The sequence below is a fragment of the Lascolabacillus sp. genome (assembly GCF_028696275.1).
Taxonomy (GTDB): domain Bacteria; phylum Bacteroidota; class Bacteroidia; order Bacteroidales; family Dysgonomonadaceae; genus Proteiniphilum; species Proteiniphilum massiliensis.
The window spans coordinates 1-15,731 of sequence record NZ_JAQVHI010000006.1; the positions used below are offsets into that span (position 1 = coordinate 1).

Consider the following 15,731-nt stretch of genomic DNA (forward strand, 5'->3'; position numbering starts at 1 on the left):
TATAAAGAGAACTACATAGATCAACAATTACGTTATTCTAAACAGTATTCTGTGCTTCCACTTAAAAACTGATTTTAATCAGACTACATACTTAGGATATTTATATTTTAGCACTGAGTATTGAATAAATATAATTAACAAGAGGGTGTTTCACATATGTGATTCTACCCTCTTTTATTAGTTATAAAATAGTTACATTTATACTGTTTTTCAATTTAATATTTCCATTTAAAAGGTAAATAAATAGATGAATTATAATGAGACTTTAGACTACTTGTATAGTCAGGCACCTGAATACCAAAGGATAGGTCACGCTGCTTATAAAGAGGGACTGGATAACAGTCTGGCATTAGATGAAATTTTTGGTCATCCTCACAAGAAATTTAAAAATATACATGTGGGAGGAACCAATGGCAAAGGATCTGTTTCGAATCTTCTGGCTGCAATTCTTCAGATGTCAGGTTATAGGGTTGGATTATACACATCTCCTCACCTTATTGATTTTCGGGAACGAATACGTGTAAATGGTGAGATGATCAATAAGGAATATGTGATTGAATTTGTCGAAAAATACAGAGATAAATTTGAACCGGTGATGGCCTCTTTTTTTGAACTTACAATGGAGATGGCTTTTTTATATTTTGCCGAAAAAAAAGTTGATGTTGCTATTATTGAAGTTGGACTGGGTGGCCGTTTAGACAGTACTAATATAATTTTTCCAGATTTGAGTATAATTACAAATATTGGATTAGATCATATGAATTATCTTGGTAACACACTCACGAAAATTGCAGCAGAAAAAGCTGGTATTATTAAGAAATACACTCCGGTAATAATTGGAGAAATTGGAAATAGTGATGTTGCACAGGTTTTTATTGATAAGGCAAAATCTGTTGAAGCTCCTATTGTTTTTTCTGAAGTTTATATGAGTGATTTTGTTGCTGACAGATTGAGAGATAAGATTTTTTATAAATCAGCAAATTTTGACAATATCACAGGACAATTAAGTGGTCCTGCTCAAGAGTATAATGCTAGAACCGTGTTAACAGCAGTTGATATTTTGCTGGAACTGGGGTACAACATTCCTAAAGATGCCGTTTACAAAGGATTTGAAAAAGTAACTGAAATAACAGGATTAATGGGTCGATGGCAGCTGTTAAAAACAGAACCCAAAATCTTTTGTGATATTGCACATAACTCTCATGGAATTAAATATGTAATTGAAAGACTGCTTTCAGAAGAATTCAAGAGACTTCATATTGTATTTGGAATGGCAAATGATAAAGATACTGAGTCTGTATTGAGATTATTACCCAAAAATGCAAATTATTACTTCACCAAAGCTTCCGTTCAAAGAGCTCTTGATGAAACTAAACTAGCTGATATGGCAGGTGAATTTGGTTTGCAGGGATACATCTGCCCTACAGTATCAGAAGCTGTAATAAAAGCAATTAAAAATGCCGATAAAGAGGATATTATCTTCATCGGCGGAAGTTCATTTATAGTAGCAGATGCCTTACCAATGTTTATCTGATATTACCAGATCATAACTATCCTGAAATTATAATTTTGGCGGGCATTCTGATCTTGGAAACCATCGGAAGGTTCTATATAAAAGGTTATTCGATTTGTCAGATGGCTATATTCAAAACTTATCGTTTCGGTAAAATCTATAACGCCTCCCTGCCCATTATCTTCAAGAAAACTTCTAATATATGGGAGAGGTGTCTGGACTTCATCAACACCCTGAGTTCCAAGGAAAATAAATCCATGTACTACTCCGTCTTCATAAATAAACTCATCAATAGCCGGCAACTGCCTTACAGCTTCCCATCTGTTAAGATTTGAGTTCCAACTCCACTGTGAAGCTGTAACATTAAAATTTTCTATATTCCAGGCCGTCTCAATAAAATCATCACTACTATCACTGCAAGATGTCATTACGAAAGCCGTACCCAAGAATAGAATCCCTGCAAAAATCGATACTAAAAGTTTTCTTTTCATATTTAATAATTATTGATAATGTTATTTGAAAGTAAGACCTGTAAAATCATCTTTCGTTTAATTTAAAACAATAAAAAGGAAGAATAGTTTGAATAAAAAAGGCTACTGCCTATTAAAATAAGTTTCATTAAAAGGCAGAAGCTATTTTTTTGATGTTATATTTTACATCTGTTTACAATTACCAAATTAAAACAATCCTGAAATTATATAATTGAGGAGCATCCGGATCTTTGGCTAACTGAGAGTCCTTAATAAAAAAAGCTACGGTACTCGGATTTCCGAATTGATAATCCACACTGATAGTTTCAGTGAAATAGACAGGATTCCCAAAATCATCATCTCCGGCATAATATGTTTCAACATAAGGCAATAATTTTTGTACCTCATTAACTCCCTGCTCCCCTATAAATACATATCCTAACTGTGCACCCTGTTCATAAATAAACTCAGTTAGTTCCGGCAGATTAAAGATAGCCTCCCATTGCATTGCATTATTATTCCAAACCCAATCAGATCTGTTTACTGTTATATTTATTATATCCCACTGTGTGAACTCGAGACTGTTATTATTTTTATTTATTGCATCATCAATTAGTTTCTTTATCTCTGCTTCACTAAGCCCACTTGACGGATTCTGATTTCTTATGGCCTGTTCTATAAGCCTTCGCGCTTCAGCTTCAGTAATGTAATCATCTGGCACTGAACATGAATAACTGATTAACATCAGACTAAAAACAACAAACGATATCAGATTTTTTTTGATTTTTTTATGTCTCATTTTCATTTATCTTTTCTTACTAAACATATCAAATATTTCATCGATTACATCACCATCGCCATCTTTATCGAGTGTTCCACTAATCATGTCCATGATTCCTCCACCTGATCGACCTTGACTTCCACTTCCAAGCAATCCTCCCAGAAGATCACCTAACCCCCCTGCCCCTGTACTTGTCTTTCTTTTTTCTTTTCCCAAGTATGCCATTACTATTGGTGCAAGCAGAGCAAGTAGAGGCCCTATTTTCCCGGAACTAACACCTGTTTTTTTAGAAAGTGTTTGTTCTACAGCTGTTCTTTTACTACCAAATACATGTCCAAGTATACCATCTCCATCATTTTGTAATTCCTGTGTCTGCCCTTGCAGAATATTTGACAGGTTATCCAAAAGCGAACCATCATGCTTTGATTCTATGGCTCTGTTTAGACTCTCGGCCCCTTCAGCTGTTTGAGCATTTTTAGTCATTCCTGCAAGTATAGCAGGTATAGCAGTGCTAACTACTCCTGAGGCTTCTTTCTCGTTAATTCCCAATTTATCGGAAATACTCCTGATTAAGGATTGTCCAGTTGAGCTGTTTAGTAATTCTGATATATCCATATGATTAAGGAGTTAAACTGTTAAATAAAAATGAAGTAATACACACAAATATACTATTTATAACAACATCCATAGAGGTTTCGTTCTGAAATTATTTGATTGAGGAAGAAAATCACCACATAAGGAGATAATAAATTGTTATTATATAAACATTATGTTACTACTTAAACTTGTACTCAGGAAAAAAACAGTTATTTTTGTCATAACAGAAGTTTTCAGAAAAAGACAAGCTGAAAACATAATTCTCGATAATAGGATAAAACTAAATATGAAACAATATCTTGATTTATTGCAAAGAGTACTTAACGAAGGTACTAAGAAAGAAGATCGTACAGGTACCGGTACCATCAGCATATTCGGTCATCAAAGCCGATTCAGCATGAGTGATGGTTTTCCCGTACTTACAACCAAAAAACTTAATCTGAAATCTATTATACATGAACTATTATGGTTCCTAAAAGGGGATACCAATATAAAGTACCTGAATGATAATGGTGTCCATATCTGGGATGAATGGGCAGAAGAGAATGGGGACCTGGGACATATTTACGGTTATCAATGGCGTTCCTGGCCAGACTATAATGGAGGACATATAGATCAGATTACCCAAGTGGTGAAAGATTTAAAGAACAATCCTGATTCGAGGCGAATAATAGTTAGCTCCTGGAATGTTGCAGATCTTCCAAATATGAACCTGCCACCTTGTCATGCTTTCTTTCAATTTTATGTTGCAGGTGGTAAACTAAGTCTGCAGCTATACCAAAGAAGTGCAGATCTTTTTCTTGGTGTCCCTTTCAACATTGCTTCATATTCACTTCTCCTAAAAATGATGGCTCAGGTGACAAACCTGGAAGAGGGTGATTTTATTCACACGTTTGGCGATGCACATATTTATTTAAATCATTTAGAACAAGTAAAACTTCAACTAACACGTGAACCACGTCCGCTACCGCAGATGAAAATTAACCCTGATGTAAAGGATATTTTTAAATTCAGATATGAAGATTTTGAGCTAGTGAATTATGATCCGCATCCTCATATTAAAGGCAAGGTTTCAGTATGATAGCTATTGTTGTTGTTATTGACGAAAAAAATGGAATAGGTAAAAATGGAGGATTACTGTGTCATCTTCCAAACGACTTGAAACATTTTAAGAAGATTACTACTGGGCACACCATAATTATGGGAAGAAAAACATATGAATCATTACCTAATGGTTCATTGCCTGATCGGATAAATATTGTAGTGACATCAGGTGATGTAAATAATTTTCCCGGATGTATTGTTGTACGCTCAATAGAAGAAGCTCTGTCGGTAAGTAAAAGTCACGAAAAGGTTTTCATAATAGGAGGTGGCGAGCTTTACCGCACCACTTTCCATCTTGCCGACACACTCTATCTAACTCGTATTCACAATACATTCAATGATGCCGATACTTTTTTCCCTAATATTGATTTTAAAGATTGGGAGCTTATAGAGGAGGAGAGGCATATGGCTGATGATAAACATTTGTACCCTTATACATTTTTAACCTACTATAGAAAAAAAGTAAAGTAATGATCGATGATGCGTGGAAACTATTTTTAGAGGGAGATGATAAATCTTTCTCTAAGATTTATCATGCTTACTATTCGGAACTTTTAGCTTATGCATTAAATCTTGGATTCGATGATGAACGGAGTAAAGATGCAATACAAGATATTTTTTTCAATATTTATATTTCAAGAAAAAAATTAAACCACATTCAAAATATAGAATTTTATCTGCTCAGAAGTCTAAAAAACAGACTTCTTGACATTAGAAACTTGGAACTAATTGAAATTGGAGAATTACAACAAGACTACTTTGAAGAAAATGAGAAGATTGTAATTGAAAAAATTATTGATGAAGAAAAAGAAATACAGCTAAAAAATAAGTTAACTAACTTAATTAAAACACTACCTCCAAAGCAGAGAAGAATTATTCATTATAGATATCAATTGGATCTCAATTATTCAGAAATAGCTGAAATTATGAACCTTTCAACTGATGCTGTGAAAAAAAACTTATATCGTGCATTAAAGAAAATGAAAGGTGCATCACCATCCAATTCACTATTGTATTTAATACATTTATTCACAATACTTGGTTAAAATTTATTAATTTAGTCCTTTTTTCAATTTTTCCATGTCTTTATTAAAAAGAGTGTAAATGAAATTGAAATTAGATTATAAGGATTTTTTATGTGATGACCTTTTTGTCTATTGGAGGACTCGTCGCACAGTTAAACTAACACAGTTTTGGGAAGATTTTATTAATAAAAACGAACATCTTAGAGAATCTTTTGAACTAGCCATTGCAACTTTCGATGAAATTCAGAAGAATAAGAGTGAGTGTATAATAGATGAAGAAACAGTAAACAGACAACTTCAGGATAGAATTTACCATTTAAAAAAAAGAAAACAATTATCCATTATAGTCACCTCAGTTGCCGCATCTCTATTTATAACAATAATTTCAACAATATACATTCTTACATCTAATACTAATAGTATACCGGAAAATCAACTTACTTCAATTGGTGAAGTAATGAGTCAGGATAAGATACAGTTAATCTCCGGAGAACAATCATTTGATATTGAAAACAACTCTATGGTTCAATTAACTGAAGGGGAAAATGCGTTAATACATGATTCAATTACTCAAAAACAGATTGACCTGAAAAACAATCAAAACAAGTTAATTGTTCCATTTGGGAAGAGATCTTCTGTAATTCTTGCTGATGGCTCATTAATACACTTAAATTCAGGAACAGAAATGGAGTTCCCATCAGCTTTTTCTAATCAGGCAAGAGAAATAAAAGTTAAAGGTGAAATATTTATTGAAGTTACAAAACAGAGTACTCCATTTATTATACATACACCTAAATCACAAATTACAGTATTTGGTACATCATTTAATGTATCTGCATATACAGATGAAGAAAGTGAAACTGTTGTACTTGTAGAAGGCTCAGTTCAAGTAAAAAATAATGTAAATTCATTGACTTTGAAACCTGGAGAAATGGCGATTCTAGACAATAATAGCATCCACAATCAAATGGTGGATGTAACGGAATATGTTAGCTGGAAAAACGGATATATGAACTTAAACAAAAATTCCTTAACCGAGGTTTTAAGAAAAATTGGCCGATATTACAATGTTGAATTTCATTTTGATAATACTTTGAAATTAAAAGAACAGACCTGTTCCGGTAAACTTTATCTTTCTGAAAATATTAATGATGTCTTAGAATCGTTCTCACAAATGACTTTTCTAAAATATTATATTGAAAGTGAAGGTGTTATTAGTATAAAAAAAGAATAAATGTAACTTAAATCAAATATATGTGTAATCTAAAATTAACTGCCTATGAAATAAGAATATGATGTTATAAAAAGGCCGTATAATGCGGGAACATTATTCGGCCTGTTAAGCGAATCTAATTTATTGGTAACAAATTAAATCTCAATCATAAAGATATGCAAGATAAACCAAACTTTAAACAACTAAACTTGAAAAAAGACAGCAAGTTTTTAAAAATTATGAAAATATACTTTTTTATAACTTTACTTTCTGTTTTTTCAATTGCAGCAGAGAACACCTACTCTCAATCAAAATCAGTTAGCATTGATGTTAAGGGAGTCACACTGCGTGAAGCGTTGCAAGAAATTGAAATGAACAGTGACTATTTATTCCTTTTTATGGATAATACTGAAAGTGGATTATCCAGGAGAGTAAACGTCTCTTATAACAACAGATCTATAAATGAGATTATGGATTTGTTGTTGAAAAACACAGACTTGGTCTACTCAATAGTGAACAGACAAATAACAATTTCAAAAAAGCCAATACTCGATGAGAAAGCGACGGGAAAGTCGACTATCATAAAAGAACTTCAACAAGATGGGAAGCTAATCTCGGGTACAGTATTAGATGATCAGGGTATACCTATTATCGGAGCAAATATCATTGAGTCAGGAACTACAAATGGTACAATTACAGATATTGATGGGAAGTTCACTTTACGTGTTTCAAATGAAGCTTCAATCCAGGTCTCCTTTATAGGATATTTAAGTCAGACAGTCAGTACTGCAGGAAATACAAGCTTCACAATAACACTCAGAGAAGACACTCAAGCACTACAGGAATTAGTAGTTGTGGGTTATGGCACACAGCGAAAAGAAAACCTGACAGGTGCAGTATCTACTGTAAATGTTGAAGAGACTCTTGGAAGCAGACCAATATCTGATGTGGGACGCGGATTACAGGGATCAACTCCAGGTCTTTCCGTTATTGTACCTAGTGGAGAGGTGGGCTCCGATCCTCTAATAAAGGTAAGAGGTCAAATAGGTTCTTTTGAAGGTAGCTCACAACCTCTAATTCTTCTGGATAACGTAGAAATACCAAGTATTCAGGTTGTAAATCCAAATGATATTGAATCAATCTCAATATTAAAAGATGCTGCGAGTGCTTCGATATATGGAGCTAAAGGTGCTTTTGGGGTTGTTTTAATCACCACTAAGAAAGGAGCAACAGAAGATCAGGTTAATGTACAATACTCAAACAACTTTGCTTGGCAAAATATCTCCAAAAGAATGGAGATGGGTATGCTTGATGCAATGGAGTATTCCATTTTGGCAATGGAAAGAGTGGGTGGATCTGTTTCAGGTGCTTTCTGGCAAATTACCAGAGAAAGTTATGAAAAATCAAAAATATGGCATAATACATATGGTAAAATGGGACCGGAAGAACCAATGGTTTATGGTAGAGACTGGTATGTTGATGCCAATAACCGTAAACTGGGATTAAGAACATATGATCCATATGACTACATGATTAAAGAGTGGACACCTACTATGACTCATAATCTGTCGGTAAATGGCAAAAGCGGAAAAACCACTTTCAATGTAGGTCTTGGCTATCTTCATCAGACAGGTATGATGAAAGAAGCAGAATATGACGATTTTACCCGCTACAATGGTACAATTAGGTTAAGTAGTGAATTAAGTAAATATTTCACTTTAAGGGCAGGAGCTATTTACTCTAACAGAGATAAAAGGTATCCATATGTAACAAACAGTACTACTGCTGACCCATGGTTATACCTGTATAGATGGGGACCGGTTCAGCCTATGGGAACCGAGAATGGAGATCCTATCAGGAGTCCTGCTTCAGAAATTTCACAAGCTAATACTGCAAATCAGGAAAATAAATACTTTAATGTTAATATAGGTGCCTTGGTAAATATTACTGATAATTGGGTTGTAGATTTGGACTTTACAAATGCAAACGAAACCTTTATTAATAACCGCTTGGGTACCAGATATACAGCTTTGAACTCATGGGGCGGAGCTTTACCACTTACTGATGCAGAAGGAAATAGAATTTATGTAAACGATCAGGGTACGCCGGTGCCTTCAACAACACCTAATGCATTACCTGCTTATAAACTTAGCTTAACAGAATATACAGCTCATGGAGCTAATCCTGACCATATATACCGTAATGTTTTGAATGGTGTAACAAACACTCTCAATATATATACAACTTACAATTTGAAACTAAAAGAAGATCATGCTTTCAAATTTATGTTGGGTATGAACAGAGTAACATATGATGCCAAGAGCAACTGGTCACAGAAAACCGACTTAGCAGATATTGTGAATCCTCAGTTTGGAAAAGCAGTGGGAACAATGACATCAGGTGGAAACACTTTCTGGGAAGCACAGTTAGGCTACTTTGGTCGTATCAACTATGCATTCAGAGATAGATATCTTTTGGAAGGAAATTTACGTTATGATGGAAGTTCTAAGTTCCCATCAAGACTTTGGTGGCGCTTCTTCCCTTCAGTATCTGCAGGTTGGCGTGTTACTGAAGAAGCATGGATGGAGTGGATAACACCGGTTGTTTCATCAATGAAACTAAGAGGCTCCTGGGGTGTGATTGGAGACCAGACCGTACCAAGTGGACTTTATGCTCCTTCAATGTCTACAAGTCAAACAATGTGGCTTGATGCAAGTGGAGCAAAGGCTGTTGCTGTTGGCACACCAGCTGCTATCACAAGAGATATTACTTGGCAGGATCTGGAGAATACAAACCTTGGTGTGGATCTATATTTTCTTAATAATACTCTTGGCGTTGTATTCGATGTTTATCGCAGAGATACCAAGAATATGATAGTTCCCGGGGAAGGTGTATCTTTCACGTTTGGTGCAGGTGCTCCAAAAGGAAATTTTGGTTCTTTAAGAACTGAAGGATGGGATCTTAGTGTTGACTACAACTATCGTTTTAAAAACGGATTGGGTATAAACGCTATGGCTACCCTATCGGATGCTGTTACTACTATTATGAAATATGGAGATACAAACAGTATAGATGGATGGTATGAAGGAAAAAAATATGGAGAAATTTGGGGTTACAGAACAGACAGATTATATCAGGAGAGTGATTTTGTGAGAGACTCAAATGGTGAGTTGCAAAAAATTGTTTTAACCGCAAATGAAAGCCAAAAATATGCCGGAAGAACAGTAAATAAACTCTCTGATGCAAATGGAAAACCTGTTTATCAGGCATTTCTGCAGAACAGTTCTAACTTCTTCTTTGGTCCTGGTGATGTAAAATTTGTGGATCTGAACGGTGATGGTGAAATTGATGCAGGTAGTCGTTTATTAGACGATCATGGCGATTTGGAAATAATAGGTAATTCAACACCAAGATTCGAGTATGGTCTGCGTTTAGGTGCAGATTGGCATGGTGTGGATGCTTCTGTATTTATTCAAGGTGTAGGAAGCAGACAAATATGGGGTGTAGGATTCTTAACAACTCCTGGTTTTCATGCATCTGATGGTGCTATGCCACAAGCCATTGCTGGAGACTTTTGGAAACCTGACAGAACAGATGCTTTTTATCCGGCTCCTTACAACTTGGCAGGAAGTAATACTGGCAATAATATGCAGGTTCAATCAAAGTATCTGCTTGACATGTCTTATACCAGAATTAAAAACGTTACTATTGGATACAGTTTCCCAAGTAGTTTAATGAATAAAGTGATGGTTAATAACCTTCGCGTTTATCTTTCTTTGGAGAACTTCTTCACTTTTGATAATTTAAGGGGACTACCTATCGATCCTGAAGTTATCTCGGGATATTCAATGTTCAATGAGACTAACTATAACTTAGGCAGAACAGGTGTTGGTACACCTACTTTTAAAAGTGGATCGGTTGGTTTACAAATTAATTTTTAAAATAGAAGAAACATGAAAAAGAATATAATAATAAGCAGCTTATTACTTATTGTTTTATTAATAAGTAGCTGTTCCGATGTACTTGACAGACCTGAACTAAATGATATGAATGATGACACTTATTGGAGAAATGAGACTGACCTCAGACTCTTCGCCAATGGTTTTTATATCAATTATTTTGTCGGTTACAACAATACATGGGGAGTAGCATATGCCCCATTAAGGGGTTATTACTTCAGTGATGACTTTTCAAACACTAATGTACAGTCAAATTTTGAGTCCAGTGCGCCATCAAGTAGGGGAAGTACATCTGAAACACCAGATATGCTGATTCAGTATGCAGGACCAAACTGGAATTTTGCCTGGGTAAGAAAGTCTAATTTATTTATAGACAGAATTGAAAATGTAGCCAAGTCTCAAATAAGTAGTGAAGCATATAATCACTGGTTGGGTGTCGCTCGCTTTTTCAAGGGTTTTGAATACCATAGACTTGTAAGAGTTTTTGGTGATGTACCATACTATGAAACACTCTTTGATTCTAGTGATCTTGATAAAATGTATATTGACAGAACTCCACGTGGAGAAGTGATGGACCGGGTATATGATGACCTGATGTTTGCATTCCAGAATGTGCGGTTAAATGATGGAGATAATGTTCTTAACAGGTACGTTGTAGCAGGATTTATTTCCAGAATTATGCTTTTTGAAGGAACATGGCAGAAGTATCATCATAATGATCAGGCAAGAGCTAAGAAATATCTTGAACTGGCAGTAGCTGCCGGAGACTTCGTAATTAATAGTGGAAATTACAGTATCTCTTCAGACTTCAGAAGCTTATTTGGTTCTCAAGACCTTAAAGGAAATCCTGAAATATTAATGTATCGTCATTATGATGCTGCACAAGGTGTAACACACCATGTAGCCTCCTATTCTAATGGATATGAGAGTCAATCTCCTTCAGCAAACTTATCACTCGCAAAATCCTTTCTATGCGTTGATGGTCAGCCATATAAACTATCAAGTGTTGAAAATGCTGATTCGTTGAATATTAAAAATATGATTAGAACTCGTGACCCGAGATTTGAAGCTACTTTTCAAGATGTACCAAAAGTACAAGCTGCAACATTGTTGTATGCAAGTAAATTTATAGATAGAACAGGGCCTACATTTTGGAATTCAGGTAATATACCTCCTATGTATGGAAGTAATTCCAATACAAATGATGCTCCTGTAATGCGTTATTCAGAAGTACTTTTAAACTGGATTGAGGCAAAAGCGGAACTTGCAACGTTGGGTGGATCTTCTGTAACACAACTTGATATCGACATTTCCATTAATCAGATAAGAAACAGACCATTAGACTCTGAAGCTATTGCAAAAGGTGTACAAAAAACAGCTCCAATGAGTCTGGCAGCGCTACCTGATGACCCGGATCGTGATCCTGATGTATCACCTTTGATATGGGAAATCAGACGCGAAAGAAGAATGGAGTTTGTATTTGAATATTCTAGACTCCTGGATATCAAACGCTGGAAGAAAATCAATTATATGAGTGCTACACAATATCCGGACAACTTACTTGGTTTGTGGATAAATGTAAAAGAAGAACTACCTTCTTTACTTGTAAGTGAGAAAGTGGGTCTGTTGAAAGTTAAGAAAGCCGATGGAACAGTTGTAACTTATGATGGAACAAACGATGATGAGATGGTAGGCTTTTATATGATTGAAAATGGAACTGACCGACAGGCATTTGATGACAGAGTGTATTTAGCACCTGTGGGAACTGCTCAGATCGACCAGTATAAAGATAAAGGTTTTACTTTGACTCAAACTCCGGGATGGAATTAATTTACTAACTTCAATTTCCCCAAAAGAGGGTAATATCTTTGTATGATTTTACCCTCTTTTTTTAATATAATAGTTCAGATTACAATTCAGTCATTTTCACTACATTTGTAAAATTGAGTGTGATAAAGTCCCAATGAAAATATAAGTAATGCATATGAGACGATACATTTTTATTGCATGCATGTTTGCCTTGACCTACGCATCATTTCCTCAGGACCAAGTTCAGGACCCATTGAAAAACAGTTTAGCCAGGTCATTGACAAACATTTACCAGGAAACACTGCTTCGACCGGGAATAGTAAATATTGACAGTATATTTATAAATGACAAGAAAAAAAGTATAGAGATTTACACAAACCTTTCACTTTCATTCCTCCCTATGAGGGAACTAACCATAAAGCAGGTATATGACAGTGTGCGATATCATATACCATTTAATCAAAAAAAATATCGAATCAGTGTCTATTCAGATGAAATGGAAATAAGTGAACTTATTCCCAATTTCCATAGAAGTAAACAGTTAGACAAGAAAAGAATAATTTCACAAAAAGCAACTAAACCCTTAGTGACAAATATTTCAAATCCTGCTGGCACTTTCTTGAAGGGATTACAAAACAATCACATTGCATTATGGCAAAGTCACGGCTGGTATTATGAGCAAAAGTTAGGACGATGGGAATGGCAAAGAGCAAGAATATTTCAGACTGTAGAAGATCTTTATACTCAAAGCTATGTGATTCCCTTTCTTACTCCGATGTTAGAGAATGCAGGAGCTAATGTAATTCTACCTAGAGAACGTGATTACAACAAGGTGGAGTTAATAATTGACAGAGATGGTTATAGCTCAGGAGAGTATAGAGAAATAAATGGAAGAGAATCATGGTATGACAACGATTCTTTTGGATTTGCTAATATAAAAGAGTTTTACACAGATGGTGAAAATCCCTTTATGTTGGGCAAAGCAAGGCAAATAAAAACAATATCCAAAGGTGAAGAGAGTATAGCTGAATGGATCCCGGATATAAAAGAAAAAGGCAGATATGGTGTTTATGTCTCTTATAAAACTTTGAAAAACAGTAGTGATGAAGCTTTATATAGTGTATATCATTCAGGTGGGAAAACAGATTTAAAGGTAAACCAACAGATGGGTGGTGGAACCTGGATTTTTCTTGGATATTTTGATTTTGAGGAAGGAAGAAATAATAAGATAACACTTACAAATAAAGGGAAAAAAGCTGGAAGAATTATTACCGCTGATGCTGTAAAAATTGGAGGAGGAATGGGAAATATTGCACGAATGCCTCATCCGGAAGGTTTTGATTCTGAAAACATTAAAAGTTCTGAGAACTCAGGTCAGAACATGAATGAAGAAAATAATAAAGCTAATTCAAACAATTTAAAGTCATTAATAAAATACACACCCGAAATTAGTGGGTATCCCAGATACACCGAAGCTGCAAGATATTGGATGCAATGGGCAGGAGTACCTGACACTATATATAACAGAAATGAGAGTAAGAATGACTACATAGATGATTATTCAAGTAGAGGATTCTGGGTGAACTGGCTGGCAGGCGGTTCATCTGTTCTGCCTAAGGAGAATGGATTAAACATTCCGCTGGATCTGGCATTTGCATTTCATACAGATGCCGGCACCTTCTGGGGGGATACAATTGTAGGCACACTTGGAATATATATGACCCATTATAATAATGAGTTATTTGAAAATGGTAAATCCAGATGGGCTTCACGTGATCTATCTGAATTGATTATGGATGAAATTGTATCTGATATCCGTAGAGAATTTGAACCTGAATGGACCCGACGTCATTTATGGAACCGATCTTATGCTGAAGCTCGTATACCAAACGTACCAACAATGCTTCTTGAATTACTTTCTCATCAAAATTTTGCAGATATGCGTTACGGACTGGATCCAACTTTTCGGTTTCTGGTGAGCAGATCCATTTATAAAGGAATGCTAAAATATATATCAACACAATATAAGAGACCTTATGTTGTACAGCCTCTTCCAGTTAAAGACTTCTCAGCTACATTCTCAAATGATACTGTAATACAATTAAACTGGGAGCCAACAGTTGATATATCTGAGTCAACGGCTTTTCCAGAAAAATATATTGTTTACACACGTATAAATAATGGTGGATTTGATAACGGAATACTGGTTACAAATAATAGTTATTCAACTGTAATAAAGAAAGATCATATTTACAGTTTTAAAGTAGTTGCAGTAAATGATGGAGGAATAAGCTTCCCATCAGAAATATTATCTGTTTGCAGAAAATCTGATCAAAAAGGTGAAGTATTGATAGTCAATGGATTTACAAGAATCTCTGCTCCATACAGTTTCACTACTTCTGAAGATAGCATAGCAGGTTTTGTTGGAAGTGTTGACAATGGTGTACCCTATATTGCAGATTATCACTTTATTGGACAAATGCATGAGTTCAGAAGGACGATTCCATGGATGGATGATGATGCATCAGGATTTGGTGATAGTAAAGCTAATTTTGAGACCACCAAGATAGCAGGAAATACTTTTGATTATCCTTACATACATGGATTAGCTTTTGCAGATGCAGGATACTCATTTGTGTCAACTTCTGCAAGTGCTGTTGAATTCGGCTTTGTGGAAATTGAAAATTTTGAAACTGTTGATTGGATATTAGGGAAACAACGTGAATGGATAGTCGCCAGAGGTGCTAAGCCCCCGAGGTTCAAAACTTTTTCCAGAATTGAGCAGGAATTAATAACAGATTATTGTAGAAAAGGAGGCAACATAATTATAAGTGGTGCATTTGTAGGTACTGACCTCTGGGACAATCCATACTCAACAACAGAGGATAGAGACTGGGCTCAGAATACATTGAAATATAAATGGCGTAACAATTATGGAGGAGTGACAGGAAAAATCAAGTCTGTACCTTCACCATTCCATTTGATTAAAGGGAATTTAGAATACTATAATACACTTAACAGCGAAGGATATGTTGTTGAGAATCCTGATGCAATAGAGCCTGCAAGTGAAAACGCTTTCACCATTTTTCGTTATGCAGAGAACAATCTTAGTGCAGGTATTTTATACAAAGGTGAAGATTATAATAGTTGTATTTTGGGATTCCCAATTGAATCAATTACAAATCAAGAAAAGATAAATAGTCTTATAAAAAACATTATGCAGTCATTTTTTGAGTATTCAAATAATTAATTAGCATAAG

Annotated in this window: 11 protein-coding genes; 8 read left to right on the forward strand and 3 right to left on the reverse strand. The window is 35.1% G+C overall.

Annotation, left to right across the window (positions count from 1 at the left end; genetic code table 11):
- Window positions 1-247: 247 nt before the first annotated feature.
- The gene (locus PHO43_RS02770) at window positions 248-1,534 is read left to right on the forward strand and encodes a bifunctional folylpolyglutamate synthase/dihydrofolate synthase (RefSeq protein WP_045089712.1); all 1,287 of its coding nucleotides are present in this window, start codon (window positions 248-250) and stop codon (window positions 1,532-1,534) included.
- 2 nt (window positions 1,535-1,536) lie between these two features.
- Here PHO43_RS02770 and PHO43_RS02775 read toward each other — a convergent pair whose 3' ends face one another.
- The 3 genes from PHO43_RS02775 to PHO43_RS02785 form a co-directional block, all read right to left on the reverse strand.
- The gene (locus PHO43_RS02775) at window positions 1,537-2,004 is read right to left on the reverse strand and encodes a hypothetical protein (RefSeq protein ID WP_045089713.1); all 468 of its coding nucleotides are present in this window, start codon (window positions 2,002-2,004) and stop codon (window positions 1,537-1,539) included.
- 178 nt (window positions 2,005-2,182) lie between these two features.
- A complete protein-coding gene (locus tag PHO43_RS02780) occupies window positions 2,183-2,782 on the reverse strand; it encodes a hypothetical protein (protein ID WP_154904816.1) in 600 nt (199 codons plus the stop codon).
- A gap of 6 nt (window positions 2,783-2,788) precedes the next feature.
- On the reverse strand, window positions 2,789-3,379 hold the full coding sequence (locus tag PHO43_RS02785; RefSeq protein WP_045089715.1) for a DUF937 domain-containing protein: 591 nt from the start codon (window positions 3,377-3,379) through the stop codon (window positions 2,789-2,791).
- Between the two features lie 268 nt (window positions 3,380-3,647).
- On the opposite strand from PHO43_RS02785, the gene PHO43_RS02790 reads away from it, so the two are divergent.
- The 7 genes from PHO43_RS02790 to PHO43_RS02820 all read left to right on the forward strand — a co-directional run bounded on the left by PHO43_RS02790 (window position 3,648) and on the right by PHO43_RS02820 (window position 15,721).
- Entirely contained in the window at window positions 3,648-4,442 is a 795-nt protein-coding gene (locus PHO43_RS02790; RefSeq protein WP_288011253.1) for a thymidylate synthase, read from the forward strand.
- Window positions 4,439-4,936: a dihydrofolate reductase gene (locus tag PHO43_RS02795; protein WP_045089716.1), complete on the forward strand. Its 498-nt coding sequence runs from the start codon at window positions 4,439-4,441 to the stop codon at window positions 4,934-4,936. The genes PHO43_RS02790 and PHO43_RS02795 overlap by 4 nt, the downstream gene beginning before the upstream one ends.
- Window positions 4,936-5,511 carry an RNA polymerase sigma factor gene (locus PHO43_RS02800; protein WP_288008824.1) on the forward strand — a complete coding sequence of 192 codons (576 nt, stop codon included), beginning with the start codon at window positions 4,936-4,938 and terminating at the stop codon, window positions 5,509-5,511. The genes PHO43_RS02795 and PHO43_RS02800 overlap by 1 nt, the downstream gene beginning before the upstream one ends.
- A 58-nt stretch (window positions 5,512-5,569) precedes the next feature.
- Window positions 5,570-6,724: a FecR family protein gene (locus PHO43_RS02805; protein ID WP_053826228.1), complete on the forward strand. Its 1,155-nt coding sequence runs from the start codon at window positions 5,570-5,572 to the stop codon at window positions 6,722-6,724.
- Window positions 6,725-7,173: 449 nt separating this feature from the next.
- Entirely contained in the window at window positions 7,174-10,644 is a 3,471-nt protein-coding gene (locus PHO43_RS02810) for a SusC/RagA family TonB-linked outer membrane protein (protein WP_502867171.1), read from the forward strand.
- A gap of 12 nt (window positions 10,645-10,656) precedes the next feature.
- Entirely contained in the window at window positions 10,657-12,492 is a 1,836-nt protein-coding gene (locus PHO43_RS02815; RefSeq protein WP_045089719.1) for a RagB/SusD family nutrient uptake outer membrane protein, read from the forward strand.
- A gap of 148 nt (window positions 12,493-12,640) precedes the next feature.
- Entirely contained in the window at window positions 12,641-15,721 is a 3,081-nt protein-coding gene (locus tag PHO43_RS02820) for a golvesin C-terminal-like domain-containing protein (RefSeq protein WP_502867169.1), read from the forward strand.
- Window positions 15,722-15,731 lie beyond the last annotated feature (10 nt).

Excerpts from the sequence above, each read along its gene's own strand:
- PHO43_RS02770 (WP_045089712.1), top strand. The coding sequence starts at position 248 with ATGAATTATAATGAGACTTTAGACTACTTGTATAGTCAGGCACCTGAA.
- PHO43_RS02775 (WP_045089713.1), bottom strand. The coding sequence starts at position 2,004 with ATGAAAAGAAAACTTTTAGTATCGATTTTTGCAGGGATTCTATTCTTG.
- PHO43_RS02780 (WP_154904816.1), bottom strand. The coding sequence starts at position 2,782 with ATGAGACATAAAAAAATCAAAAAAAATCTGATATCGTTTGTTGTTTTT.
- PHO43_RS02805 (WP_053826228.1), top strand. The coding sequence starts at position 5,570 with ATGAAATTGAAATTAGATTATAAGGATTTTTTATGTGATGACCTTTTT.
- PHO43_RS02815 (WP_045089719.1), top strand. The coding sequence starts at position 10,657 with ATGAAAAAGAATATAATAATAAGCAGCTTATTACTTATTGTTTTATTA.
- PHO43_RS02785 (WP_045089715.1), bottom strand. The coding sequence starts at position 3,379 with ATGGATATATCAGAATTACTAAACAGCTCAACTGGACAATCCTTAATC.
- PHO43_RS02790 (WP_288011253.1), top strand. The coding sequence starts at position 3,648 with ATGAAACAATATCTTGATTTATTGCAAAGAGTACTTAACGAAGGTACT.
- PHO43_RS02800 (WP_288008824.1), top strand. The coding sequence starts at position 4,936 with ATGATCGATGATGCGTGGAAACTATTTTTAGAGGGAGATGATAAATCT.
- PHO43_RS02820 (WP_502867169.1), top strand. The coding sequence starts at position 12,641 with ATGCATATGAGACGATACATTTTTATTGCATGCATGTTTGCCTTGACC.
- PHO43_RS02810 (WP_502867171.1), top strand. The coding sequence starts at position 7,174 with ATGGATTTGTTGTTGAAAAACACAGACTTGGTCTACTCAATAGTGAAC.
- PHO43_RS02795 (WP_045089716.1), top strand. The coding sequence starts at position 4,439 with ATGATAGCTATTGTTGTTGTTATTGACGAAAAAAATGGAATAGGTAAA.